The organism is Sphaerotilus sulfidivorans (assembly GCF_013426975.1).
In the GTDB taxonomy this organism is placed as follows: domain Bacteria; phylum Pseudomonadota; class Gammaproteobacteria; order Burkholderiales; family Burkholderiaceae_C; genus Sphaerotilus; species Sphaerotilus sulfidivorans.
The window spans coordinates 1-25,314 of sequence record NZ_JACCPY010000041.1; the positions used below are offsets into that span (position 1 = coordinate 1).

Genomic DNA, 25,314 nt, shown 5'->3' on the forward strand with positions numbered 1-25,314 from the left:
TCAGATCCTCACGCAGACGGCCAAGATTTGTCACCCGGATGCGGGGGATGAACCCGTTCGGCGTGCCCGACTTCACACGCAATTGCTTGCAGAAATGAAAAAAGGGTGGCTTGACAGCCACCCTTTTCATTCGAGCTCAGGTCAGGCTCGGCAGGATCACATGTCCATGCCCATGCCACCCATGCCGCCCATGCCGCCCGGCATGCCGCCGGCCGGAGCATCGTCCTTCGGCGCTTCGGCGACCATGCACTCGGTGGTCAGCATCAGCGAGGCGACGGACGCGGCGTTCTGCAGCGCGGTGCGGGTGACCTTGGTCGGGTCCAGGATGCCCATGTCGATCATGTCGCCATAGGTGTCGTTGGCGGCGTTGAAGCCGTAGTTGCCCGAACCGGCCAGGATGGCGTTGACCACCACGCTCGGCTCGCCACCGGCGTTGGCGACGATCTCGCGCAGCGGGGCTTCGATCGCCTTCAGGACCAGCTTGATGCCGGCGTCCTGGTCGGCGTTGTCACCCTTGATCTCGCCAGCGGCCTGACGGGCACGCAGCAGGGCGACGCCACCACCGGCGACGATGCCTTCTTCCACCGCAGCGCGGGTGGCGTGCAGGGCGTCTTCCACGCGGGCCTTCTTCTCCTTCATCTCGACTTCGGTGGCGGCACCGACCTTGATGACGGCAACACCGCCGGCCAGCTTGGCGACGCGCTCCTGCAGCTTCTCGCGGTCGTAGTCGCTGGTGGCTTCCTCGATCTGGATGCGGATCTGCTTGACGCGCGCTTCGATGATGTCGGCGGTGCCGGCGCCGTCGATGATGGTGGTGTTTTCCTTGCCCACTTCGACGCGCTTGGCCTGGCCCAGGTCAGCCAGCGTGACCTTCTCCAGCGACATGCCGACTTCCTCGGCGATGACCTTGCCGCCGGTCAGGATGGCGATGTCTTCCAGCATGGCCTTGCGGCGGTCGCCGAAGCCCGGGGCCTTGACGGCGACGACCTTCAGGATGCCGCGGATGGTGTTGACCACCAGGGTCGCCAGCGCTTCGCCGTCGACGTCTTCGGCGATGATCAGCAGCGGACGGCCGGCCTTGGCGACCTGCTCCAGCGTCGGCAGCAGGTCACGGATGTTCGACACCTTCTTGTCGTACAGCAGCACGAACGGGTTGTCGAGCAGGGCGGCCTGCTTTTCCGGGTTGTTGATGAAGTACGGCGACAGGTAGCCGCGGTCGAACTGCATGCCTTCGACGACATCCAGCTCGTTGTTCAGGCTCTTGCCGTCTTCGACGGTGATGACGCCTTCCTTGCCGACCTTGTCCATCGCCTCGGCGATGATGCCGCCGACGTCCGCGTCGGAGTTGGCCGAGATCGTGCCGACCTGGGCGATTTCCTTCGAGGTGGTGGTGGCCTTCGAGGCGGCCTTCAGCTGGACGACCAGGGCGGTGACCGCCTTGTCGATGCCGCGCTTCAGGTCCATCGGGTTCATGCCGGCGGCCACATACTTCATGCCTTCGCGCACGATGGCCTGGGCCAGCACGGTGGCGGTGGTGGTGCCGTCACCGGCGTTGTCCGAGGTCTTGGAAGCGACTTCCTTGACCATCTGGGCGCCCATGTTCTGCAGCTTGTCCTTCAGCTCGATTTCCTTGGCGACCGAGACACCGTCCTTGGTGACGGTCGGGGCGCCGAACGAGCGCTCCAGCACGACGTTGCGGCCCTTGGGGCCCAGCGTGACCTTGACCGCGTTGGCCAGGATGTTCACGCCTTCGACCATGCGGTGACGCGCGTCTGCGCCGAAGATGACGTCTTTTGCAGCCATGTTCTAACTCCGAATACTTGAAATCTGGGAATGGGGGGAGATGTGCGGGAGAAGGCGCCTTGAGGGCGGCTTACTTCTCGACCACGGCGAAGAGGTCTTCTTCGCGCATCACCAGCAGCTCGTTGCCGTCGACCTTGACGGTCTGGCCGCTGTACTTGCCGAACAGCACGCGGTCGCCGACCTGGACATTCAGCGCGACGAAGTCACCCTTGTCGTTGCGCTTGCCCGGGCCGACGGCCAGCACTTCACCCTGGTCCGGCTTCTCGGCCGCGTTGTCCGGGATGATGATGCCCAGGGCGGTCTTGGTCTCGTTTTCCAGACGCTTGACGATCACGCGGTCGTGCAGGGGACGAAGATTCATGGCGACTCCTAGAAACAGAGCTTGGATCGGACAGAGAAGGTGGGATGCGACAGGGCGGAACTTTGCCCTTCGCGATCACTAGCACTCACCACCGGCGAGTGCTAACGGAACTGATTATAGGAACGCGATCGCGGCTTTCAAGAGGGGGAGGCCCCAGAAACCCCACGGAAAGCCGTTACGCTCGAGGGGCAGTACGCGCCCGACCGTCCACTTCTGCCGACTTCGCCCCTCCGATCCCGCGATGACCGACGCTCTTCCGCCCTCGCCCTCCCCCACGCGCAGCGCGCTGCCGCCCGACGACCTGCAGCGCGCGCTGCTGCACAACGAGGTCCATGCCCGACCGACCGCCCGCATCCGCCTGCCGGCGCTGGTCGTCTATGTCGCGGTGCTCAACGAGGGCATCAGCCGCGAGCAGGAGCTGGCGCACCTGCGCCTGCTGCCGGGCCAGCAGGATCTGCCGCCGGAGGTGCTGCACGACCACTTCGTGCGGCTGCGCCTGGGAAACTGCACGCTGAAGTGGGAGCGCCACAGCGAGTACACCCGCTACTCGATCGTGCAGTCGCTGCCCGAGGGCGCCGGCCTGGAGGCCGAGAACCCGCCGCTGGACGCGCTGGCGATCGACCCGGACTGGCTGGCGGCGATTCCCGGGCGCACCATCACCGCGATCAAGCTGGCGATGGTCATCGGCGACATCGCCAATGCGCCGGAAGCCGCCCGGCGCGGCCAGCGCTGGCTGGGCGGCCGCAGCGTGGTGGCCTCGATCATGGGCACCTACGGCCACTCGATCGCGGTGACCTCGTTCCGGCTGCGCGAAGACGGCTTCGAGCACATGCTGGTGATCGCGCCGGAGCGCACCACCGAGACCCGCGCGGGCCGCATCTCGCAGCGCCTGCTCGAGCTGGAGACCTACCGGATGATGGCGCTGCGCGGGCTGCCCGCGGCCAAGGCGCTGTCGCCGATGCTGGCCGAGGCCGAGTCGCGGCTGGCCGAGATCACCGCGCGGCTCGAGAACAAGGCCGCCACCGACCAGGAGCTGCTCGACACGCTGGTGGCGCTGGCCGCGCGGGTCGAGCGCGCCACCGCCGAGAACCAGTACCGCTTCGCCGCGACCCAGGCCTATGACGCCATCGTCAGCCAGCGCATCCAGGAGCTGCGCGAGAAGCCGATCTCGGGCACGCAGACCATCAGCGAATTCATGCAGCGGCGCCTGTCGCCGGCGATCCAGACGGTGGCGGCCACCGCGCAGCGCCTGAGCGGCCTGTCGCAGCGCATCGAGCGCACCAGCGCGCTGCTGCGCACCCGCGTCGACATCGCCACCGAGTCGCAGAACCAGCAGCTGCTGGCGCAGCTCACCCGCGGCCAGGACCTGCAGCTGCGCATGCAGATGACGGTGGAGGGGCTGTCGATCGCGGCGATCTCGTACTACGTGATGAGCCTGATCTACTACGGCGCCAAGGCGGTCAAGGTCGCCGGCGTGCCGATCAGCCCGGAGCTGGTCGCCGGCGCGATGATCCCGGCGGTGCTGTGGGGCGTGTGGCGCACCAACCGGCGCATCCACGAGAAGCTCCACGCCGAGCAAGGTCACTGAAAAGACGCCGGCCCACAATCGCCGGCCCGAATCTGTCCCGTCCCACCCCACGACACGAGGAGACTCGCCGATGAAGCCGATGAAGCTCGAGACCCTGGCCGTTCACGCCGGCTACCAGCCCGACCCGACCACCAAGGCGGTGGCGGTGCCGGTCTACCAGACGGTGGCCTACGCCTTCGACAGCGCCCAGCATGGCGCCGACCTGTTCGACCTGAAGGTGCAGGGCAACATCTACACCCGGATCATGAATCCGACCCAGTCGATCCTCGAGGCCCGGGTGGCCGCGCTCGAGGGCGGCATCGGCGCGCTGGCGCTGGCCTCCGGCATGGCGGCGATCACCTACGCGATCCAGACGATCGCCGAGGCCGGCGACAACATCGTCTCGGCCAGCACGCTGTATGGCGGCACCTACAACCTGTTCGCGCACACCTTCCCGCAGATGGGCATCACGGTGCGCTTCGCCGACCCGCGCGATCCGGCCTCCTTCGCCGCGCTGATCGACGAGCGCACCAAGGCCGTCTTCTGCGAGTCGGTCGGCAATCCGCTCGGCAACGTCACCGACCTGCGCGCGCTGGCCGATGTGGCGCATGCCGCCGGCGTGCCGCTGATCGTCGACAACACCGTGCCCTCGCCGGCGCTGTGCCGCCCGATCGAGCATGGCGCCGACATCGTCGTGCACTCGCTGACCAAGTACATGGGCGGCCACGGCAACAGCGTCGCCGGCGCGATCGTCGACTCGGGCAGGTTCCCCTGGGCCGAGCACAAGGCGCGCTTCAGGCGCCTGAACGAGCCCGATGTCAGCTACCACGGCGTGGTCTACACCGAGGCGCTGGGCGCGGCCGCCTACATCGCCCGCGCCCGGGTGGTGCCGCTGCGCAACACCGGCGCGGCGATCTCGCCGATGAACGCCTTCCTGATCCTGCAGGGCATCGAGACGCTGGCGCTGCGCATGGACCGCATCTGCGACAACGCGCTGGCGGTGGCGCGCTTCCTCGACGATCACCCGAAGGTGGCCTGGGTCAACTACGCCGGCCTGCCCGAGCACCCGGACCATGCGCTGGTGCAGTCGCAGATGGGCGGGCGCGCCTCGGGCATTCTCAGCTTCGGGCTGAAGGAAGGCGGCCGCGAGGCGGGCGCGCGCGTGCTCGACGCCTTTCAGCTCTTCACCCGGCTGGTCAACATCGGCGACGCCAAGTCGCTGGCGACCCACCCGGCCTCGACGACGCACCGCCAGCTCGACGCGGCCGAGCTGAAGAAGGCCGGCGTCAGCGAGGACATGCTGCGCCTGTCGGTCGGCATCGAGCACATCGACGACCTGATCGCCGACCTGGCGCAGGCGCTCGACGCGGCCTGAACCGCCTGAGCCGCCCGAAGGCGCGCCGCCGGCTCAGCGCGACGGCTGGGCCGCGGTCGCGGCGGTCGGCGCCTTCATCACCCGGGTGCGGCCGCCGGTGGTGACCAGCACCACCGCCTCGCCCGGCGCAAAGCTCTCCTGCGCCTTGGCCTGCACCAGCGCCCGGCGCTCGCCGCTGGGCAGCTGCAGCAGGATCTCGACCGCCTCCTCGCGGGTGCCGAAGCGCTCGACGGTGTTGCCGATCACCGCACCGGCCACCGCGCCGAGCACGCCGACCGCCGCCGCCTCGCGCCGTCCGCCCACCGAGCCGCCGGCAATGCCGCCGATCACCGCGCCGGAGACGCCGCCGACGCCGCTCTGCTGGCCCTCGACGACCACCGGCCGCACATGGAGCACCACCGCATCCTGCACCGTCGACAGCCGCTGCGCGTCGCCGGGCCGGATCACGTCGGGGCTGGTGGTGCTGCAGGCGCCCAGCAGCAGGGAGGCGGCGACGGCCGCCGCGAGGAAAGCGGTTTTCATGATGCGGATCCCGGGAATCTCGGTGCTCAGCCGTGCAGCCGGCTGTGTCGCGGCACGCTCGCCAGCAGGAATTCCATCTGGTCCGCCAGGATGCGCCGCCCCTTGAGGATCATGTCCTCGTGCAGATTGGGAATGTAGGGCAGGTAAAGGAGTTCCATGCCGGCCTCGTGCAGCAGCCGGTTGCCCTTGCGGCCGTTGCAGCTGCGGCAGGCGGTGATGCAGTTCATCCAGCTGTGGGTGCCGCCACGCGAGGTCGGAACGATGTGCTCGCGGGTCAGATGCTCGCGGGGCTCGCGCAGGAAGCGCTGGCCGCAGTAGGCGCAGGTGTGGCGGTCGCGGGCGAACAGCTTCGGATTGGCGATCGCCGGCACCTCGCGCCAGGCCCGGCTGGGCACCGCGCCGCGCACCGCGATGATCGGATGCAGCTCGACGCGCGACTGCAGGCCGCTGGCGCGCTGGATGCCGCCACGCATCACCAGGCAGGGTTCACCGATCGTCCAGGCGACTTCGCCGGCGACATAGAGGATCACGGCGTCCTTCGGCGAAATCCAGGCCTGAGGGCGCCCCGAGACATCGAGCTGCAGCACATCCATGGCAAGGTCCTTGCGTGGAGGAAGCTTAGACCAGAGCGGCCTCCGGCTTCAATCTCGGGCTCTTGACGAGTCAGATGCTGTCAGGCGCGCGGGTCGCGGCGTGCCCGGGCGTGATGCGCGACCGCCGGCCACCGACTAGAGTTTCAACTCTAGGACTTTCAGGGCGCACCCGACTTGCCCTGGACGGGACTTCGATCAGAATAGAACGATCGTTCGTTTTGCCGCCACCGTGACCCCTCATTCTCTCGAACCCCGGCCGACCCGCAGCGGCTCCCGCGCGGCCCACAAGGGCCAGCAGACCCGCGCGTCCATTCTGGATGCCGCCTTGAACCTGGCGTCGCAGAAGGGGCTCGAGGGCCTGTCGATCGGCCTGCTGGCCGAGACGACCGGCATGAGCAAGTCGGGCGTGTTCGCGCATTTCGGCTCCCGCGAGGAACTGCAGATCTCGGTGATCCGCGAGTACCACGCCCGCTTCGAGGAAGAGGTCTTCTACCCCTCGCTGCGCGAGCCGCGCGGCCTGCCGCGGCTGGAGGCGATGTACCGGCGCTGGCTCAAGCGCGTCAGCGTCGAGATCGACTCCGGCTGCATCTACATCAGCGGCGCGGTCGAGTTCGACGACCGCCCCGGCCCGGTGCGCGATGCGCTCGCCGACATGGTCCGCACCTGGCACACCGGCCTGGTGCGCTCGATCACGATGGCGCGCGAGGAAGGCCACCTGCGGGCCGACACCGATGCCCGGCAGATGCTGTTCGAGCTGCACGGGCTGGTGCTGGCGCTGCATCACGACGCGCGCTTCCTGCGCACGCCCGGCGCGGTGCAGCGCGCCGAGCAAGGTTTCATGAACGTGCTCGATCGCTACCGCGCCGCACCGAGCGGCTGAAGACTGAAGCCCGCGCGGCCCCACCCGATATTCCGGCCGCGCCTCCCTGTTCCGTCGACCGATTCCGACTGTTCTCGATCTGAAGGAGACACAGATGCCCCGCTACGTCCCTCCGCTGCGTGACATGCAGTTCGTCCTGCATGAGCTGATCCAGGTCACCGAGACCTTCAAGGAGATCCCGGCCCATGCCGAGGTCGATGTCGACACCGTCAACGCGGTGCTCGAGGAAGGCGGCAAGTTCGCCGCGCAGGTGGTCTTCCCGCTCAACCGCAGCGGCGACGAGGAAGGCTGCACCCACGACAAGGCCACCCGCGAGGTGCGCACGCCCGCTGGCTATCCCGAGGCCTACGCGAAGTATGTCGAGGGCGGCTGGCCCTCGCTGAGCTGCGACCCCGCATACGGCGGCCAGGGCCTGCCGCATGTGGTCAACCAGTGCTTCTACGAGATGCTCAACAGCGCCAACCAGGCCTGGACGATGTATCCGGGCCTGTCGCACGGCGCCTACGAGGCGCTGCACGCACACGGCACGCCCGAGCAGAAGGCGACCTATCTCCCGAAGCTCACCAGCGGCGAGTGGACCGGCACGATGTGCCTGACCGAGCCGCACTGCGGCACCGACCTGGGCCTGCTGCGCACCAAGGCCGAGCCGCAGGCCGACGGCACCTACAGGATCAACGGCGCGAAGATCTTCATCTCCGCCGGCGAGCACGACATGGCGGCCAACATCGTCCACCTCGTGCTGGCCCGCCTGCCGGACGCGCCGGCCGGCTCGAAGGGCATCTCGCTGTTCGTCGTGCCGAAGTTCCATGTCGAGGCCGACGGCAGCCTGGGCGCGCGCAACGGCATCTTCTGCGCCGGCCTCGAGCACAAGATGGGCATCCACAGCAACGCCACCGCGCAGCTGGTGCTCGAGGACGCGGTCGGCACGCTGGTGGGCGAGCCCCACAAGGGCCTGCAGGCGATGTTCGTGATGATGAACGCCGCGCGCCTGGGCGTGGGCATGCAGTCGCTCGGCCTGACCGAGGTGGCCTACCAGAACGCGGTCGACTACGCGAAGGACCGGCTGCAGATGCGCGCGCTGACCGGCCCGAAGGCGAAGGACAAGCCGGCCGATCCGATCATCGTGCACCCGGACGTGCGCAAGATGCTGCTGACCGCACGCGCCTACGCCGAGGCCGGCCGCGCGCTGTGCGTGCATACCGCACTGATGCTCGACAAGGAGCTGAGCCACCCGGATGCGGATGTGCGCCGCGAGGCCGCCGACGAGGTCGCGCTGCTGACCCCAATCGTCAAGGCCTTCCTCACCGACAACGGCTGGATCGCCACCTCGGCCTGCATGCAGGTCTTCGGCGGCCACGGCTATGTGCGCGAATGGGGCATGGAGCAGTACGTGCGCGACGCGCGCATCAACATGATCTACGAGGGCACCAACACCATCCAGTCGCTCGACCTGCTCGGGCGCAAGGTGCTGGCCGACAACGGCAAGAAGCTCAAGGCCTTCGGCCGCCGGATCGCCGAGTTCGCCGAAGACGCCGGCGTGCGCGAGGACATGCAGGAGTTCATCAACCCGCTGGCCGACCTGGGCGACAAGGTCACCAAGCTCACCACCGAGCTGGGCATGAAGGCCTTCGGCAACGCCGACGAGGTCGGCGCGGCGGCGGTGGACTATCTGCGTGTGGTCGGCCATCTGGTCTTCGCCTACTTCTGGGCGCGCATGGCGCAGGTGGCGCTCGACCGCATCCAGGCCGACGGCGATGCGGTCGATCCGTTCTACCGCGCCAAGCTGCACACCGCGCGCTTCTACTTCGCCAAGCTGCTGCCCGAGACCGCCTCGCTGATCCGCACCGCACGTTCCGGCCCGGCCTCGCTGATGGCGATGGACGAATCCCTGTTCTGAGCGGAGACCGCGCGATGCAACGCTCCCTGATCGCGCTGGCGCTGGCCGGCGCCGCGCTCGGCCTGCCGCCGGGCGCGCTGGCCCAGGCCACGCCCGCCGGCCTGTGGAAGACCATCGACGACGACGGCAAGACCGAGAAGTCGCTGGTGCGCATCACCGAGGCCGGCGGCGTCTTCTCGGCCAAGGTCGAGAAGATCTTCGACCCGGCCAAGCAGGACGCGCGCTGCGAGAAATGCAGCGACGAGCGCAAGGACCAGCCGGTCGTCGGCCTGAGCATCGTGCGCGGCGTCAAGGCCAGCCCGTCCGATCCGGCGCTGTGGGACGGCGGCGAGATCCTCGACCCGAACAACGGCAAGACCTACAAGGTCCGCATGAAGCCGGTCGACGGCGGCCGGCGGCTGGAGGTGCGCGGCTACATCGGCGCGCCGCTGCTGGGCCGCACGCAGACCTGGGTCCGCGTCGACTGACGCCGGACCCCGCGACGACATTTCCCCGGAGACAAGGAAGCACTCATGAGTCGATTCAATGTCCGCCAGGTCGCCGTGCTCGGCGCCGGCGTGATGGGCGCGCAGATCGCCGCCCATCTGGTCAATGTGCGCGTGCCGGTCGTCTTGTTCGACCTGCCCGCCAAGGAAGGCCCGAAGAGCGCCATCGCGCTGAAGGCGATCGAGAACCTGAAGAAGATCAAGCCGGCGCCGCTGGGGCTGGCCGCCGAGGCCGCGCGCATCCGCGCCGCCAACTACGAGGACGATCTGGCGCTGCTGGCCGAGTGCGACCTGGTGATCGAGGCGATCGCCGAGCGCCTGGACTGGAAGCACGCGCTCTACGAGAAGATCGCGCCGCACATCGCGCCGCACGCGATCCTGGCGTCGAACACCTCGGGCCTGTCGATCACCGCGCTGTCGGAGCCGCTGCCCGAGGCGCTGAAGCCGCGCTTCTGCGGCATCCACTTCTTCAACCCGCCGCGCTACATGCAGCTGGTCGAGCTGATCCCGACGCCGACCACCGAGGCGCGCTACCTCGACCAGCTCGAGACCTTCGCCACCACCACGCTCGGCAAGGGCGTGGTGCGCGCCAAGGACACGCCGAACTTCATCGCCAACCGCGTCGGCATCGCCGGCATGCTGTCGACGATGCGCGAGGCCGAGCAGTTCGGTCTGTCCTATGACCTGGTCGACGACCTGACCGGCAAGAAGCTCGGCCGCGCCAGCTCCGGCACCTTCCGCACCGCGGACGTGGTGGGTCTCGACACGATGGCGCACGTCATCCGGACGATGCAGGACCAGCTCGGCCCGGACCGCGGCAACGACCCGTTCCACGCCAGCTTCGCGACGCCCGCCGTGCTGGCCAAGCTGATCGAGCAGGGCGCGCTGGGCCAGAAGGCCGGCGCGGGCTTCTACAAGAAGGTCGGCCGCGACATCCAGCGCCTCGACCCGGCCAAGGGCGACTACGTCGCCTCGGGCGCCAAGGCCGAGCCGATCATCGACCGCATCCTGAAAAAGGCCCCGGCCGAGCGGCTGAAGCTGCTGCGCGAATCGACGAATCCGCAGGCCCAGTTCCTGTGGGCGATCCTGCGCAATGCCTTCCACTACGCGGCGGTGCATCTGGGCTCGATCGCCGACTCGGCGCGCGAGGTCGATCTGGCGATGCGCTGGGGCTTCGGCATGCAGCAGGGCCCGTTCGAGCTGTGGCAAGCGGCCGGCTGGCAGCAGGTCGCCGGCTGGGTGAAGGCGGACATCGACGCGGGCAAGGCGCTCTCCAGCGCACCGCTGCCCGACTGGGTCTTCGACGGCCGCAGCGGCGTGCACACGCCGGAGGGCTCGTGGTCGGCCGCGCAGGGCATGTATCTGCCCCGCCCGGCGCTGCCGGTCTACCGGCGCCAACATTTCCCCGAGGCGCTGGTCGGCGAGAACGCGGTGCCGGCGCTCAAGAGCGGCACCGAGGTCTTCCGCAACGAGGAAGTGCGCGTCTGGACGCTCGACGGCGAGGTGCTGATCGCCAGCATCGACTGCAAGCTGCACCTGATCAGCCCGACCGTCACCGCCGGCCTGCTGAAGGCGGTGGAACTGGCCGAGGCGAGCTACCAGGGTCTGGTGATCTGGTCGCCGGACGATGTGTTCTCGGCCGGCGCCAACCTCGAAGCGCTGATGCCGGTCTTCATGAAGGCCGGCGCCAAGGGCATCGCGCCGGAAGAGAAGAAGCTGCAGGACCTGATGCTGCGGGTGCGCTACGCCAGCGTGCCGGTGGTGGCGGCGATGCGCGGGCTGGCGCTGGGCGGCGGCTGCGAGCTGGCGGTGCACTGCGCGCGCCGGGTCGCTGCGATGGAGAGCTATGTCGGTCTGGTCGAGGTCGGCGTCGGGCTGATCCCGGGCGGCGGCGGGCTGGCGTACATCGCGCGCCGTGCCGCCGAGAAGGCCGCGACCGCGCCGGGCACCGATCTGCTGCCCTTCCTGAAGGACGCCTTCCAGGCGGCGGCGATGGCCACCGTCGGCACCAGCGCGCTGGAGTCGCGCCAGCTCGGCTACCTGCAGGACGCGGACGTGATCGTCGCGCACAAGGACGAGCTGCTGCATGTCGCGCTCGGGCAGGCCCGGGCGCTGGCCGACGCCGGCTACCGCCCGCCGCAGAAGTCGCTGATCCCGGTGGCCGGGCGCAGCGCCATCGCCACCATCCGCGCCAGCCTGGTGGGCATGCGCGACGGCGGCTTCATCAGCGCGCACGACTATCACATCGCCGGCCTGATCGCCGAGGTGGTCTGCGGCGGCGAGGTCGACGCCGGCACGGTCGTGACCGAGGAATACCTGATGGCGCTGGAGCGCCAGCGCTTCTGCGCGCTGCTCGAACACCCCAAGACCCAGGAACGCATCATGGGCATGCTGCAGACCGGCAAGCCGGTGCGCAACTGACGCGGCGACACGGAGAACCCCACATGAGCAAGCAACTGCAGGACGCCTACATCGTCGCCGCCACCCGCACGCCGATCGGCAAGTCGCACCGCGGCTTCTTCCGCCACACCCGGCCCGACGACCTGCTGGTCGCGGCGCTGCGCGGCGCACTGGCCCAGGTGCCGACGCTCGATCCGGCCGCGATCGAGGACGCCATCATCGGCTGCGCGATGCCCGAAGGCCCGCAAGGGCTGAACATGGCGCGCATCGGCACGCTGCTGGCCGGGCTGCCCAACACGGTCGGCGGCATCACCGTCAACCGCTTCTGCGCCTCGGGCCTGTCGGCGATCCAGATGGCCGCCGACCGCATCCGCGTCGGCGAAGCCGACGTGATGATCGCCGGCGGCGCCGAAAGCATGAGCATGGTGCCGATGAGCGGCTTCAGCCCGAGCTTCAACCCCTCGATCTTCGAGCGCGACGAGAACGTCGGCATCGCCTACGGCATGGGCCTGACCGCCGAGAAGGTCGCGCAGCAGTGGAAGGTGAGCCGCGAGCGCCAGGACGCCTTTGCGCTGGCCTCGCACCAGAAGGCGCTGGCGGCGCAGGCCGCCGGCGAGTTCGACGCTGAGACCACGCCGGTCGAGATCACCGAGCGCACGCCCGACCTCGCCACCGGCGAGGTGCGCATCAGCACCCGCACCGTCAACCGCGACGAGGGCGCGCGGCCCGACACCTCGCTCGAAGGCCTGGGCAGGCTCAAGCCGGTCTTCGCCGCCAAGGGCAGCGTGACCGCCGGCAACAGCTCGCAGACCAGCGATGGCGCCGGCGCCCTGATCCTGGCCAGCGAGCGCGCGGTGCGCGAGCACAACCTCCAGCCGCTGGCGCGCTTCGTCAGCTTCGCCAGCCGCGGCGTGCCGCCCGAGATCATGGGCATCGGCCCCGTAGCGGCGATTCCGGCGGCGCTGAAGTCGGCCGGGCTGCAGCTCGGCGACATCGACTGGATCGAGCTGAACGAGGCCTTCGCGGCGCAGGCGCTGGCGGTGATCGACACCGTCGGGCTCGACGCCGCCAAGGTCAACCCGATGGGCGGCGCGATCGCGCTCGGCCACCCGCTGGGCGCCACCGGCGCGATCCGCGCCGCCACCGTGGTGCACGCGCTGCGTCGCCGCCAGATGAAGTACGGCATGCTGACCATGTGCGTCGGCACCGGCCAGGGCGCGGCCGGGATCTTCGAGCGCGTCTGATCTTGTCGCCGGCTGTGGCCGGCCCCGTGCTGGCCGCCGCCTCCGACCGATCGGATGCGGCGGCCGCGTCTTTTCCAGCCCGGGAGCTTAAGATTCCCGATTGCCCAGGAGACTTCGATGAGCATCCCCACCATTCGCACCGCGACGCTGAACGGCGTGGCCACGATCGAGATTGCACGCCCCGAGAAGAAGAACGCGCTGACGCTGGCGATGTACGAGGCGATGGCCGAGGCGCTGCGCGCCGCGCAGGCCGAGCCGTCGGTGCGTGCGGTGCTGATCACCGGCCAGCCCGGCATCTTCACCTCCGGCAACGACCTCGAGGACTTCATGCAGCGCCCGCCGCAGGGCATGGACTCGCCGGTCTTCCGCTTCATGGAGGCGCTGCTCGACTGCGACAAGCCGGTGGTGGCAGCGGTGACCGGCGCGGCCATCGGCATCGGCATGACGATGCTGCTGCACTGCGACTTCGTCTATGTCAGCGACGAGGCGCGGCTGGCGATGCCCTTCGTCGGCCTGGGCCTGGTGCCGGAGTTCGGCGCCAGCCTGCTGGTGCCGCAGCGCCTGGGCCCGATGCGCGCGGCCGAGAAGCTGCTGCTGGGCGATCCCTTCACCGGCTCGGAGGCGGCCGAGCTGGGCCTGGCCAACGCGGTGCTGCCCGCCAGCGAGGTGGTCAACCAGGCCCGGCGCGTGGCCGAGCGCTTCAACCAGCTGCCGCCGGGCGCGGTGCGCGAGAGCAAGCGCCTGATGCGCGCGCCGCAGCGCGAGCAGCTGCGCGCGGTCATCGCCACCGAGGCCGAGCTGTTCGCCGCCCGGCTGCGCAGCCCGGAGGCGCAGGCGGCCTTCCAGGCCTTCTTCCAGAAGCGCCAGCCGGACTTCTCCCGCTTCGCCTGAGGCCGACCGACCCGATGCCGATGCTGGCGCTTGCCCGGATCCTGCTCGCACCGCTGCTGCTCTGGCAGGGGCGGCAGGTGCGGCGCCGGGTGCCGAAGCTGCCGGAGGCGAGCGGGGCGCGACTCGGTCTGATCGGATCGGATCACGCCGGCCATGCGGCGCCCCGGCTGCGGCTGCTGATCGTCGGCGATTCCTCCGGGGCCGGCGTGGGCGCCAGCACCCAGGACGAGGCGCTGGCCGGCCGGCTTGCGCAGGCGCTGGCCCGGCGGCTGCAGGCGCCGGTGGCCTGGCAGCTGGTCGCCCGGACCGGCTGGACCACGCCCGAGGCCGCCGCGGCACTGCGCACGCTGGCCGCACAGGGGCGGCTGCCGCCTGCGGACGTGATGGTGACCGCGCTGGGCGTCAACGACGCGATCGCCGGCACCTCGCCGACCCGCTGGATTCGCCAGATGAGCGCGCTCGAGGCCTGCGCGCGCGAGCTGGCCGGCGTGCAGCTCAGCGTGGTGTCGGCCGTGCCGCCGATGGCGCGCTTTCCCGCCCTGCCCCAGCCGCTGCGCCGCCTGCTGGGCGCCTCGTCCCGGCGGCTGGACCAGGCGCTGCAGCGCTGGGCGGCCGACTCGGGCGCGCGAGTGCATGTCGAGATGCCGGTCGTGGTGCGGCGGGAGTCGCCGGAAGCCCTGATGGCCGCCGACGGCTTTCACCCCGGGCCGGCGCTGTACCGCGTCTGGGCCGAGGCGCTGGCGACGCAGATCGTCGCGGACTGGCCCTCGAGCCCGGCGCTTGCGGGCGCTCAGCCGCCGCTGGCCGGGGGTGCGGGCGGCGCAGGCAGCGGCCTGGGCCGGCCCTCGCGGTCGATCGCGACATAGGTCAGGCTGGCCTCGGTCACCTTGACCACCCGGGGCTCGGCCGGATTGCGCTCGGCGTAGACCTCGACCTGCACGCTCACCGAGGTGGTGCCGATGCGGGTCACGGTGGCGTAGAAGCTCAGCAGATCGCCGACCGAGACCGCATTGCGGAAGACGAACTGGTTGACCGCCACCGTGGTGATGCGCCCGCGCGCGATGCGCGCCGGCAGCACCGCACCGGCAATGTCGACCTGCGCCATGATCCAGCCGCCGAAGATGTCGCCGTTGCCGTTGGCATCCGACGGCATCGGCATCACCCGCAGCACCAGCTCGCGCTGATGCGAGCCGGGGGCGCCGCCCAGGCCGGGCGGCTCGCCCGCACCGGCCGGGCCGGCGGCGTCAGGGCAGGAAGTCCTCGTTTCAGTCACACTCATTCATTTCACCTCGCCGGTATTGTCCCGGATCGAACCCCGATGCGCCGCGGCACCCTCGACCCCTCTCCCGCCGACTCCTCCGCCCCGCCCCGCAGCGACTGGACCACGCTGCGCCGGCTGGTGCCCTATCTGTGGGACTACCGCGCACGCATGGCGCTGGCGCTGATCTTCCTGGTCGCGGCGAAGGCGGCCAATGTCGGCGTGCCGCTGCTGCTGAAGGAGCTGGTCGACCAGCTCGCCCTGCCGGCCGGCGATCCGCGTGCGCTGGTGGTGGTGCCGCTGGGGCTGCTGCTGGGCTACGCGGGCCTGCGCTTCTCGACCACCGTCTTCACCGAGCTGCGCGAGCTGGTCTTCGCCAAGGCGACCCATGGCGCGGCGCGGCGCATCGCGCTGGAGGCCTTCGAGCACCTGCACGCGCTGAGCCTGCGCTTCCACCTCGAGCGCCAGACCGGCGGCATGAGCCGCGACATCGAGCGCGGTACCCGCGCGCTGCAGTCGCTGGTGAGCTACTCGCTCTACACCATCGTGCCGACGCTGGTCGAGCTGGGGCTGGTGCTGACGCTGCTGGGCACGCGCTTCGACATGGGCTTCGTCTGGATCACGCTGGCGGCGCTGCTGGTGTACGGCGCCTTCACCATCGGCGTGACCGAGTGGCGCACGCGCTTCCGCCGCGAGATGAACGAGCTGGACTCGAAGGCCAACGCCCGTGCGGTCGACGCGCTGCTGAACTACGAGACGGTCAAGTACTTCAACAACGAGGCCTTCGAGGCGCGCCGCTACGACGAGGGCCTGGACGCCTACCGCCGCGCGCAGATCAAGTCGCAGGGCACGCTGTCGCTGCTCAACGCCGGCCAGCAGTTCGTCATCGCCGCCAGCCTGGTGGCGATGCTGTGGCGCGCCACCAGCGGCGTGGTGGCCAGGGAGCTGACGCTGGGCGACCTGGTGATGGTCAACGCGCTGCTGATCCAGCTCTACATCCCGCTGAACTTCCTGGGCGTGCTCTACCGCGAGATCAAGCAGAGCCTGACCGACCTGGGCCGCATGTTCGGCCTGCTCGAGCGCGAGCGCGAGGTCGCCGACCGGCCGGGAGCGCCGGCGCTGGCGGTCGCGCAGGGCACGGTGCGATTCGAGCATGTCGGCTTCGCCTACCACCCGGAGCGGCCGATCCTGCATGACGTCTGCCTGGAGATTCCGGGCGGGCAGACGGTGGCGGTGGTGGGCCCCTCGGGCTCGGGCAAGAGCACGCTGGCGCGCCTGCTCTACCGCTTCTACGACCTGCCGCAGGGCCGCATCACCATCGACGGCCAGGACATCCGCGAGGTCACGCAGGACAGCCTGCGCCGCGCCATCGGCATCGTGCCGCAGGACACGGTGCTGTTCAACGACACCATCGGCTACAACATCGCCTACGGCCGCCCGGGCGCCAGTCCGGCCGAGGTCGAGGCCGCCGCCCGCGCCGCGCACATCCACGACTTCATCGCCGCGCAGCCCCGGGGCTACGAGACGGCGGTGGGCGAGCGCGGCCTGAAGCTCTCCGGCGGCGAGAAGCAGCGGGTGGCGATCGCGCGCACGCTGCTGAAGAACCCGCCGATCCTGATCTTCGACGAGGCGACCTCGGCGCTGGACTCGGCCAACGAGCGTGCGATCCAGACCGAACTGGCCAGCGCCGCACGCGGCAAGACCGCGCTGGTGATCGCGCACCGGCTCAGCACCGTGGTCGACGCGCACCGCATCGTCGTGCTGCAGCACGGCCACATCGCCGAGCAGGGCACGCACGCCGAGCTGCTGGCGCAGGACGGTGTCTACGCCCGGATGTGGCGGCTGCAGCAGCAGGGCAGCGACGGCGCGGCCTGACCGGGCCCGGGCGCCAGAGCCGGCTGATGCGCTGCCGGTGTCAGCGCCAGCGGCTGGCCTCGCCCGACGCGCGCCGCGACTCATGGCGCGGCAGCTGCATGCCCAGCAGCCATTCGGCATGGCTGACCTGGCCGGGGCGGGTGCGCACCGCCCGATAGCCCTGACGCAGCAGCCGCATCAGAAAGCGCCGATTGGCCGACGGCGCCAGCAGCATCTGACCGATCAGCGGCAGCGCCAGGCAGAACAGCACCATGGCCCAGTCGCCCCGCCGGGCCAGCTCGATCGGACCCAGCAGCAGCACGGCGCGCGAGTAGCCGATGCTCACCAGCTCGTCGCGCCCGGTCAGGGGATGCCGCATCAGCAGCTGGCAGCGCGACGCCAGCGCCGACGGATCGGCCTCGTCGGGCAGCCGGGAGTGCACCTCGTCGTCCTGCAGGCGGGACGGCTGCGGATTGGAATGACGGGACAGATCGACCGCGGCCAGTCTTTTCAGTGAAGTTGCATTCATTTTGGAAGGCGATCCGGCTGAAAGCGGAGTTCACCTGGGCGAGAAACCCATCCATCGGCCCGGAGATGCCCATCATCTCCGCCCCCCGATCGAGGATTCATTTTTTTCATTCAAGGAAGGTCAGCCGATGCTAATCAATCCTTGTTGATTTAAAAGATCAATCACCCCCCCAGAATTGATGGGGAAGTTGTGAGAGTCGTCAAAGATTTCCCGGGATCGGACAGCCCGCTACACTGCCGCGGTGGAGACAAAATGGCTTGAAGACTTCGTCAGCCTGGCCGAGACGCGCAGCTTCTCGCGTTCGGCCCAGCTGCGGCATGTGACCCAGCCGGCGTTCTCGCGCCGGATCCAGGCGCTGGAGGCCTGGGCGGGCATCGACCTGGTCGACCGCTCGTCCTATCCGACCCGGCTCACCTCGGCCGGCCAGACGCTGCTGCCGCAGGCGCTGGAGATCCTGGGCAGCCTGCAGGCCGCGCGCAACCTGATGCGCGGCCACCAGACCTCCAGCCAGGACATGATCGAGTTCGCGGTGCCGCACTCGCTGGCCTTCACCTTCTTCCCGCACTGGGTGATGGAGCTGCGCCAGCGCTTCGGCGCGTTCAAGAGCCGGCTGGTCGGCATGAACGTGCATGACGCGGTGATGCAGCTCACCGAAGGGTCCTGCGACCTGCTGCTGGCCTATCACCATGCCTCGCAGCCGCTGCAGCTCAACCCGCAGCGCTACGAGCACCTGTGCCTGGGCACCGAGACGCTGGCGCCCTATGCCCGCGCCGGCAGCGACGGCGAGCCGCTGTTCCGGCTGCCCGGCCGCCAGAACGACCGCGTGCCCTATCTCGGCTATGCCTCCGGCGCCTACCTGGGCCGCATGGTCGACCTGCTGCTGAAGCAGTCCAGCGACGCGCTCTATCTCGAGCCGATCTACGAGACCGACATGGCCGAGGGCCTGAAGGCGATGGCGCTCGAGGGCCACGGCCTGGCCTTCCTGCCGGCCAGCTCGGTGCGCAAGGAGGTGAGCGTGCGCCGTCTGGTGCCGGCCGGTCCGCGCCAGGCGCAGCAGGCCTTCGAGGTCACCATCGAGGTGCGGCTGTACCGCGAGCGCCCGGAGGTGTCGCGCCACAACAAGCCCGCCGCCCAGGCGCTGTGGGACTTCCTGAAGCTGGATCTGCAGCGCCGCCAGACCACGCCCAGCGGCTGAACAGCGCCCGGAACAGCGCCCGGCGATAGCCCTTCAATCCCGACTCCCGTCGGGCACGCGTGCGGCCGCCTTGGGCCAGAATCCGGGGTGATGAACACGACCGCCCTCCCCCCGACCGCCGCTGCGTCGCTGACGCTGACCCGCCCCGACGACTGGCATCTGCATGTGCGCGACGGCGCCGCGATGGCCGCGGTCGTGCCGCACACCGCGCGCCAGTTCGGCCGCGCGATCATCATGCCCAACCTGAAGCCGCCGGTGACCACCGCCGCGCAGGCGGTGGCCTACCGCGACCGCATTCGCGCCTGCGTGCCCGCAGGCGTCGACTTCGAGCCGCTGATGACGCTCTACCTGACCGACAACACGCCGCCCGACGAGATCCGCCGGGCCCGCGAGGCCGGCGTCGTCGCGCTCAAGCTCTACCCGGCCGGTGCCACCACCAACAGCGATGCCGGCGTCACCGACATCCGCAAGACCCACGCGACGCTGGAGATGATGCAGCGCGAGGGCCTGCTGCTGCTGATCCACGGCGAGGTGACCGATCCGTCCGTCGACGTCTTCGACCGCGAGGCCCGCTTCATCGAGCAGGTGATGGAGCCGCTGCGCGACGCCTTCCCCGAGCTGAAGATCGTCTTCGAGCACATCACCACCCGCGACGCGGCGCAGTATGTCGCCGAGGCCGGCCCGAACATGGCCGCCACCATCACCGCGCACCATCTGCTCTACAACCGCAACGCCATCTTCACCGGCGGCCTGCGCCCGCACTACTACTGCCTGCCGGTGCTCAAGCGCGAGGAACACCGCCGCGCGCTGGTGGCCTCGGCCACCTCGGGCAGCCCGAAGTTCTTCCTCGGCACCGACAGCGCGCCGCACGCGGCGCACCTGAAGGAGCACGCCTCGGCCTGCGCTGGCTGCTACACCGCGCTGTCGGCGATCGAGCTCTATGCCGAGGCCTTCGAGCGGGCCGGCGCGCTCGACCGCCTGGAAGGCTTCGCCAGCCTGCACGGCCCGGCCTTCTACGGCCTGCCGGTCAACGCCGGCACGATCACGCTCAGGCGCGAGCCCTGGCAGCTGCCCGAGACCCTGCCCTACGGCGACGCCGAGCTCAAGCCGATGGGCGGCGGCGAGACGCTGAACTGGCGCCTGGTGGACTGAGAAGCGTCCGAGCCGCCCCCTGCTTCTTGCCACCTGCCTCTTGACAGACCGGGGCCGCGGCCGCAGATGGTGTTTCAGAACGTGAGGAGTCCCGAGTGAAACGCATCTTCCTGTTCCTGCTCACCAACCTGGCCGTGATGCTGGTGCTGGGCATCGCCTCGAGCGTGCTGGGCATCAACCGCTATCTCGACGCGCAGGGGCTGAATGTCGGCATGCTGCTGGTGTTCTCGCTGTTCATGGGCTTCACCGGCGCGATCGTCTCGCTGCTGATGAGCAAGCCGATGGCGAAGTGGAGCACCGGTGCGCAGGTCATCAACGACTCGAACGATCCGATGCACCGCTGGATCGTCGGCACGGTGGCCCGCTTCGCGCAGAAGGCCGGCATCGGCATGCCCGAGGTCGCGATCTACGACGGCGAGCCCAACGCCTTCGCCACCGGCGCCTTCCGCGACTCGTCGCTGGTAGCGGTCTCCACCGGGCTGCTGCAGAGCATGACCCGCGAGGAGGTCGAGGCGGTCATCGGCCACGAGGTCGCGCATGTCGCCAACGGCGACATGGTGACGCTGACGCTGATCCAGGGCGTGGTCAACACCTTCGTGGTCTTCATCTCGCGCATCGTCGGCTATGTGGTCGACCGGCTGATCCTGAAGAACGACAAGGACGCGCCCGGCATCGGCTACATCGCCACCACGATCGTGATGGATCTGGTGCTGGGCGTGCTGGCCTCGATGATCGTGGCCTGGTTCTCGCGCCAGCGCGAGTTCCGCGCCGACGCCGGCGCGGCCAGCCTGATGGGCGACCGCCGCCCGATGATGCATGCGCTGGCCCGCCTGGGCGGCCTTGATCCGGGCGAGATGCCCAAAAGCCTGGCGGCGATGGGCATTTCCGGTCGACCGAGCGGCTTCATGGCGCTGTTCTCCAGCCACCCGCCGATCGAGGAACGCATCGCCGCGCTGCAGCAGATGAAGGCCAGCCGCTGAAACAGCGGCCGCCTTCTCAGTAGCGGCCGGTCGCCCCGGCCACGCGCAGATAGACATGCGCGATCCAGGCCACCAGCGCGCGCTGCCCCATCACCAGCCAGCGCCCGGAGCGCAGCCGCTGCGGCGTGACCGGCTCCGACACCGCGATCGCGCGGCTGATCTCGCGGGCCAGATCGGCGCCGAAATCCGCATCGCGCACGATCAGATTGGCCTCGAGATTGAGCAGCAGCGAGATCGGATCGATGTTGGACGAGCCGACGGTGGCCCAGTGCTCGTCGACCAGCATCACCTTGGCATGCAGGAAGGCCGGCGTGTACTCGTGGATCTCGACGCCGCAGGCCATCAGCTCGTCATAGAGCACCCGTGCGGCCATCGCGGCGATGCGGTAGTCCGGCTTGCCCTGCATCAGCAGCCGCACCTGCACACCGCGGCGCGCGGCCCGGCACAGCGCACGCCGGAACTCCTGCCCGGGGTAGAAATAGGGCGAGATCAGCCAGATGCGCTCGCGCGCCTGGCGGATCGCGTCGATGTAGGCACGCTCGATGGTGCGGCGCTGGCGGATGTTGTCGCGCACCACGAAGGCGGCCTGTACCGGCGCGAGCGTCTGCTCGAGCAGCGGCGGCAGGTGCGGGCTGCGCCGCGTCAGCCGCATCTGCCGGATCAGCGCCCGCGCCCGGCGCACCGGATGGCCGGCCAGCAGCAGCGAGCGCAGCTCCTGCTGCCAGTCCCGGCCGAACCAGGCGCGCGACCACATCGCCCGGATCGCATGCGCCATCGCCTCGGCCAGCGGGCCGCGCAGCTGCACCGCGAAGTCCAGCCGCGGCAGCTCGGTGCGACCGTGGTGCAGATCGATGCGGTCGTCGATCAGATTGATGCCGCCGACAAAGCCGGTCTCGCCGTCGACCACGCACAGCTTCATGTGCAGCCGGCGCAGCTGTCCGGGCTGCAGCCAGTGCGTCCAGCGCGACAGCGGCCGGAACACCGCCACCGCGACGCCGGCTGCGCGCAGACGCGGCTCGATCAGGTCCAGGCTGTCATGCGACCCGAAACCGTCGATCACCAGGCGCACCCGCACGCCGCGCTGCGCCGCCTGCGCCAGCGCCCGCTCGACCGCACGCGTGGCCTCGTCGTCGTGAACGATGTAGGTGGCCAGCCAGACCTCGTGGCGTGCGCGCTCGATCGCGCGGATCATCGCGGGAAAGAGCTGGTCGCCGCCCCGCAGCAGCTCGACCTGGTGGCCGCCACGGAACAGCGGCCGGGGCACCAGATACCAGGACAGCGCCTCCGACAGGCCCATCGTCAGGCCGGCTCCAGCTCGACCAGCAGCGGCAGGTGGTCGGACATGCGCACCCAGGCCGGCCCGCGCGGCACCGTGACGGTGCGGCAGTGCAGCCCGCGGGTGTAGACCCGGTCGAGCGAGAACAGCGGCATGCGCGACGGGAAGGTGCGCATCGCCCGCACCGAGCCCTGCGGCGGACAGGATCGCGCCAGGCCGGCCTGGCCGAACAGCGGATCGAGCCGTTCGCCCCAGTCGTTGAAGTCGCCGGCGACGATGACCGGCGCGCCGGCCGGAATGCGCTCGTTCACATACTGGCCGAGGCGCTGCGCCTGGCGCACCCGGCTGGCATGGATCAGGCCGAAATGCGCGACGATCGCATGCAGCTCGGTTCCCTGCCAGCGCACCCGCACATGCAGCAGGCCGCGCTGCTCGAAGCGGTGGTCGGACACATCGGCATGCTCGACATCGCCCACCGGCCAGCGCGACAGCAGCGCATTGCCATGCTCGCCGTCGCGGGTGACCGCATTGGTGCGGTAGGCGGCCTCATAGCCCTCCGGCGCGAGAAACTCGGCCTGCCCCTGCTCCGGCCAGCCGAACCAAGTGTGGTCGAAGCGGCGCGCATCGCCATGATGGAACAGCCGCACTTCCTGCAGGAAGACCAGGTCCGCATCCAGCGCAGCCACGCCGGCGCCGAGGTTGTGGATCTCCAGCCGGCGCCCCGGCCCCATGCCGCGCACGCCCTTGTGGATGTTGTAGGTGGCCACCCGCAGCGTGCCGGTGCGCTCGGGCAGCACCGACTGGCGCCACGGCCCGCCTGACAGCGATCGGGTCATCACCGCATCCTCCCGAGCCGCTGCGGCAGCTGCAGGATGGCCTCGGCATTGCTTGGCGAGAAGCAGCGGTCGGCCGCCTCCCGCCAGGGCAGCCAGACATGGGCCAGATGCTCGCGCGGCGCGAGCTGCACCGGCGTGCCCGCCGGCACCGTCAGGCCGAAGACATGCTCGGTGTTGTGCGTCACGCCCGGCGCGTAGCGGTGGCGCCAGACCGGATAGATCTCGTAGACATTGCGCAGATCCCAGTCGTGCAGCGCCTCGACCGGCACGCCGGGCGCGCCCAGCAGGATGCCGGTCTCCTCGCGGACCTCGCGTGCGGCCGTCTCGTGCGGCGGCTCCTCGAGAAAGTCCTTCGAGCCGGTGACGCTCTGCCAGAAGCCGGGGCGATCGGCCCGCTCGATCAGCAGCACCTCAAGGGCCGGCGTGTGGATCACGACCAGCACCGATTCGGGAATCTTCGGCGGCCGGGGCTGCGCCTGCGCCGTCGCCTGGGTCATCGTCGTCATGCGGACAAGCATAGCGGCAAGCCAGTGGCACGGCTTCGTACCGGTTTCGACATCGGCGGCCTCAGCGCAGCATCAGCACCTGCAGGAAGGCACCCGCCAGCAGCAGGCCATGCGCGATCGCGCAGACCAGCGTCAGCACGATCGCCGGGCGCAGCCGCGCGGGCTCGCGTGCATGGCGCAGCAGCAGCACGGCCGCCGCCAGCCCCGGCGCCAGCGACAGCAGCGCCTGCACCGCCGTGCCCGGCAGCCACAGCCGCCACCACCAGAACAGCAGCCAGCCGTGCGCGGCCAGCATCAGCAGCAGAAAACCCCAGGCCGCGGCGACCGGGCCCAGACGCACGACCAGCGTGCGCTTGCCGACCGCTGCATCGGCCCGCGCATCGGGAAACTCGGCGATCCACAGCACCGCCGCGATCAGCAGCGCCGGACTGACGCCGGCGATCATCGCGATCTCGCCGAAGGCGCGCCGCTGCACGAAGTCGGCACCGACCACCACCAGCCACCAGCCCGCGGCCACCGCCAGCTCGCCCCAGCCGCGCGACATCAGCGCCAGCCGCGGCTGAGAGTAGGCCCAGCCCAGCAGCAGCCCGGCCAGGCCGATGAGCAGCAGCCCCGGACCGGAGCGGGCCGCCAGCAGCAGCCCGCCGCCCGTCACCACCATGGCCAGCATCTGCACCGCGGTCTTGAGCTGCCCGGGCGTGAACACCCCGTCCTGCACCACCCGCGAGCCGCCGGTGAACGGCCCGATGCGATCGGTGTTGACCGCGTCCGAGCCGATCAGCGCATCGCCCCAGTCGTTGTGCAGATTGACCGCGGCATGCGTCAGCAGCGCCAGCACGACGGTCGCCAGCGCTTCGGGCCAGCGCGGCGCCGCCCCGCAGGCCAGCGCCGAGCCGATGCCCACCAGCGTGGCCACCAGCGTCACGACCAGGAATCCGGGGCGGCTGGCGGCGAGCCAGCGCAGGGCGAGCGGGGGAGAGGACATGCGCCCAGCGTGCCGGGCTCAGGACATGCCTGCCTTGCGAAGCATCAAACCTGACGGCAGGACAGCAAGCATCAGCCGAAGGGGCTTCCATCATGCCGTTGCGCACCGATCAGCAGGTCTCTTACACTGATGGCTCGCCCCGTGGTTGGTTGAGCTTGCGGCTTTGGCACCGTTGGTGCTTCATGCGCAGGCAAGGTTCCCAGCGGGGCGTTTTCTATTTCGACGGCCTGAAGTGCATGCAGGGTCTCGCCCTGACCGACAACAGCCGCAAACGACTTGACCGTCCACTTGATCCTGTAGAGCGCCCCTCGGATCTCGAGGGCTGCGTACAACCGATGGATGGCCAGCACCTGCGGATTGCGATGCTCGACATCCCCATGGGTTTCCGCCAGCACGGCCTGCTCCACCAGCCTCTCGATGCCGGCAATCGCCTGTGACTCGACCGGCGTGAGCTGCGGGTTGTCGCCCATCTTCGATCGGCCGTTCTTGTTGATCCGCAGCATCCAGCCTGTGTCGGCATTGAACAGCCCTGCCGACTGCTGCAGCCCACGCAGCTTGTGATCTGCCGCCTTCGCCAGTGCCTTGCGTGACAGGTCGCGGCCGAACTCATCACCGTGCAGCGTGCAGATGGGAAGAGAAGGCAGATCGAACAGACCTGCGCGCTGACCAAAGCTCCAGTTCGTTGTCATTGATCGCGCCATGAAAAATGCGGCCGCAGCCGCATT

Annotated in this window: 24 protein-coding genes; 13 read left to right on the plus strand and 11 right to left on the minus strand. The window is 69.7% G+C overall.

All coding sequences use genetic code 11. From position 1 onward, the window contains the following. Positions 1 to 156: 156 nt before the first annotated feature. Both groL and HZU84_RS17580 read right to left on the minus strand, forming a co-directional pair. Complete coding sequence (gene groL, locus HZU84_RS17575; protein ID WP_037481960.1) at positions 157 to 1,803, minus strand: chaperonin GroEL; 1,647 nt, start codon at positions 1,801 to 1,803, stop codon at positions 157 to 159. Positions 1,804 to 1,873: 70 nt separating this feature from the next. Then, positions 1,874 to 2,164, minus strand: coding sequence for a co-chaperone GroES (locus HZU84_RS17580; RefSeq protein WP_037481959.1), 291 nt, complete (start codon positions 2,162 to 2,164; stop codon positions 1,874 to 1,876). 241 nt (positions 2,165 to 2,405) lie between these two features. On the opposite strand from HZU84_RS17580, the gene HZU84_RS17585 reads away from it, so the two are divergent. Together HZU84_RS17585 and HZU84_RS17590 are read left to right on the plus strand one after the other, a co-directional pair. Then, positions 2,406 to 3,752: a DUF3422 family protein gene (locus HZU84_RS17585; protein WP_149504583.1), complete on the plus strand. Its 1,347-nt coding sequence runs from the start codon at positions 2,406 to 2,408 to the stop codon at positions 3,750 to 3,752. A gap of 79 nt (positions 3,753 to 3,831) precedes the next feature. Continuing rightward, positions 3,832 to 5,106 carry an O-acetylhomoserine aminocarboxypropyltransferase/cysteine synthase family protein gene (locus HZU84_RS17590; RefSeq protein WP_149505347.1) on the plus strand — a complete coding sequence of 425 codons (1,275 nt, stop codon included), beginning with the start codon at positions 3,832 to 3,834 and terminating at the stop codon, positions 5,104 to 5,106. A 33-nt stretch (positions 5,107 to 5,139) separates the two neighbouring features. On the opposite strand, the gene HZU84_RS17595 is transcribed toward HZU84_RS17590, so the two are convergent. Both HZU84_RS17595 and HZU84_RS17600 read right to left on the minus strand, forming a co-directional pair. Continuing rightward, a complete protein-coding gene (locus HZU84_RS17595) occupies positions 5,140 to 5,628 on the minus strand; it encodes an outer membrane lipoprotein (protein ID WP_149504584.1) in 489 nt (162 codons plus the stop codon). 26 nt (positions 5,629 to 5,654) lie between these two features. After that, positions 5,655 to 6,221, minus strand: a complete 567-nt coding sequence (locus HZU84_RS17600) for an HNH endonuclease (RefSeq protein ID WP_149504585.1) — start codon at positions 6,219 to 6,221, stop codon at positions 5,655 to 5,657. Between the two features lie 229 nt (positions 6,222 to 6,450). On the opposite strand from HZU84_RS17600, the gene HZU84_RS17605 reads away from it, so the two are divergent. From HZU84_RS17605 to HZU84_RS17635, 7 genes are all read left to right on the plus strand, one after another. Further along, a complete protein-coding gene (locus HZU84_RS17605; protein WP_149504586.1) occupies positions 6,451 to 7,101 on the plus strand; it encodes a TetR/AcrR family transcriptional regulator in 651 nt (216 codons plus the stop codon). 94 nt (positions 7,102 to 7,195) lie between these two features. After that, positions 7,196 to 8,998 carry an acyl-CoA dehydrogenase C-terminal domain-containing protein gene (locus HZU84_RS17610; RefSeq protein WP_149504587.1) on the plus strand — a complete coding sequence of 601 codons (1,803 nt, stop codon included), beginning with the start codon at positions 7,196 to 7,198 and terminating at the stop codon, positions 8,996 to 8,998. 14 nt (positions 8,999 to 9,012) lie between these two features. Beyond that, entirely contained in the window at positions 9,013 to 9,465 is a 453-nt protein-coding gene (locus HZU84_RS17615; RefSeq protein WP_149504588.1) for a DUF2147 domain-containing protein, read from the plus strand. A gap of 45 nt (positions 9,466 to 9,510) precedes the next feature. Beyond that, a complete protein-coding gene (locus tag HZU84_RS17620; RefSeq protein WP_149504589.1) occupies positions 9,511 to 11,904 on the plus strand; it encodes a 3-hydroxyacyl-CoA dehydrogenase/enoyl-CoA hydratase family protein in 2,394 nt (797 codons plus the stop codon). 23 nt (positions 11,905 to 11,927) lie between these two features. Continuing rightward, positions 11,928 to 13,127 carry an acetyl-CoA C-acyltransferase gene (locus tag HZU84_RS17625; protein ID WP_149504590.1) on the plus strand — a complete coding sequence of 400 codons (1,200 nt, stop codon included), beginning with the start codon at positions 11,928 to 11,930 and terminating at the stop codon, positions 13,125 to 13,127. A 117-nt stretch (positions 13,128 to 13,244) separates the two neighbouring features. Continuing rightward, complete coding sequence (locus HZU84_RS17630) at positions 13,245 to 14,018, plus strand: enoyl-CoA hydratase (RefSeq protein WP_149504591.1); 774 nt, start codon at positions 13,245 to 13,247, stop codon at positions 14,016 to 14,018. Between the two features lie 20 nt (positions 14,019 to 14,038). Then, positions 14,039 to 14,884, plus strand: coding sequence for an SGNH/GDSL hydrolase family protein (locus HZU84_RS17635; protein WP_149504592.1), 846 nt, complete (start codon positions 14,039 to 14,041; stop codon positions 14,882 to 14,884). Here HZU84_RS17635 and HZU84_RS17640 read toward each other — a convergent pair. Further along, entirely contained in the window at positions 14,809 to 15,177 is a 369-nt protein-coding gene (locus HZU84_RS17640; protein ID WP_244954544.1) for an acyl-CoA thioesterase, read from the minus strand. The genes HZU84_RS17635 and HZU84_RS17640 overlap by 76 nt on opposite strands. A 159-nt stretch (positions 15,178 to 15,336) precedes the next feature. On the opposite strand from HZU84_RS17640, the gene HZU84_RS17645 reads away from it, so the two are divergent. Further along, the gene (locus HZU84_RS17645) at positions 15,337 to 17,151 is read left to right on the plus strand and encodes an ABCB family ABC transporter ATP-binding protein/permease (RefSeq protein WP_149504594.1); all 1,815 of its coding nucleotides are present in this window, start codon (positions 15,337 to 15,339) and stop codon (positions 17,149 to 17,151) included. A gap of 40 nt (positions 17,152 to 17,191) precedes the next feature. On the opposite strand, the gene HZU84_RS17650 is transcribed toward HZU84_RS17645, so the two are convergent. Then, a complete protein-coding gene (locus HZU84_RS17650; RefSeq protein WP_149504595.1) occupies positions 17,192 to 17,659 on the minus strand; it encodes a hypothetical protein in 468 nt (155 codons plus the stop codon). Between the two features lie 241 nt (positions 17,660 to 17,900). Here HZU84_RS17650 and HZU84_RS17655 point away from each other — a divergent pair, with 241 nt between their 5' ends. From HZU84_RS17655 to htpX, 3 genes are all read left to right on the plus strand, one after another. Next, on the plus strand, positions 17,901 to 18,854 hold the full coding sequence (locus HZU84_RS17655) for a LysR substrate-binding domain-containing protein (RefSeq protein ID WP_149504596.1): 954 nt from the start codon (positions 17,901 to 17,903) through the stop codon (positions 18,852 to 18,854). Between the two features lie 90 nt (positions 18,855 to 18,944). Beyond that, entirely contained in the window at positions 18,945 to 20,006 is a 1,062-nt protein-coding gene (gene pyrC, locus HZU84_RS17660) for a dihydroorotase (protein ID WP_149504597.1), read from the plus strand. A gap of 95 nt (positions 20,007 to 20,101) precedes the next feature. After that, on the plus strand, positions 20,102 to 20,986 hold the full coding sequence (gene htpX, locus HZU84_RS17665; protein WP_149504598.1) for a protease HtpX: 885 nt from the start codon (positions 20,102 to 20,104) through the stop codon (positions 20,984 to 20,986). A gap of 16 nt (positions 20,987 to 21,002) precedes the next feature. On the opposite strand, the gene clsB is transcribed toward htpX, so the two are convergent. The 5 genes from clsB to HZU84_RS17690 all read right to left on the minus strand — a co-directional run bounded on the left by clsB (position 21,003) and on the right by HZU84_RS17690 (position 25,278). Continuing rightward, positions 21,003 to 22,283 (minus strand): cardiolipin synthase ClsB, encoded by a 1,281-nt coding sequence (gene clsB / locus HZU84_RS17670; RefSeq protein WP_149504599.1) that lies wholly within the window; start codon positions 22,281 to 22,283, stop codon positions 21,003 to 21,005. A gap of 2 nt (positions 22,284 to 22,285) precedes the next feature. Further along, the gene (locus HZU84_RS17675) at positions 22,286 to 23,098 is read right to left on the minus strand and encodes an endonuclease/exonuclease/phosphatase family protein (protein ID WP_149504600.1); all 813 of its coding nucleotides are present in this window, start codon (positions 23,096 to 23,098) and stop codon (positions 22,286 to 22,288) included. After that, a complete protein-coding gene (gene nudB / locus HZU84_RS17680; RefSeq protein WP_244954326.1) occupies positions 23,098 to 23,604 on the minus strand; it encodes a dihydroneopterin triphosphate diphosphatase in 507 nt (168 codons plus the stop codon). The genes HZU84_RS17675 and nudB overlap by 1 nt, the downstream gene beginning before the upstream one ends. A 61-nt stretch (positions 23,605 to 23,665) precedes the next feature. Then, positions 23,666 to 24,589: a prenyltransferase gene (locus HZU84_RS17685; RefSeq protein WP_149504601.1), complete on the minus strand. Its 924-nt coding sequence runs from the start codon at positions 24,587 to 24,589 to the stop codon at positions 23,666 to 23,668. A gap of 71 nt (positions 24,590 to 24,660) precedes the next feature. After that, positions 24,661 to 25,278 carry an LPD3 domain-containing protein gene (locus tag HZU84_RS17690; protein ID WP_149504602.1) on the minus strand — a complete coding sequence of 206 codons (618 nt, stop codon included), beginning with the start codon at positions 25,276 to 25,278 and terminating at the stop codon, positions 24,661 to 24,663. Positions 25,279 to 25,314: the final 36 nt, after the last annotated feature.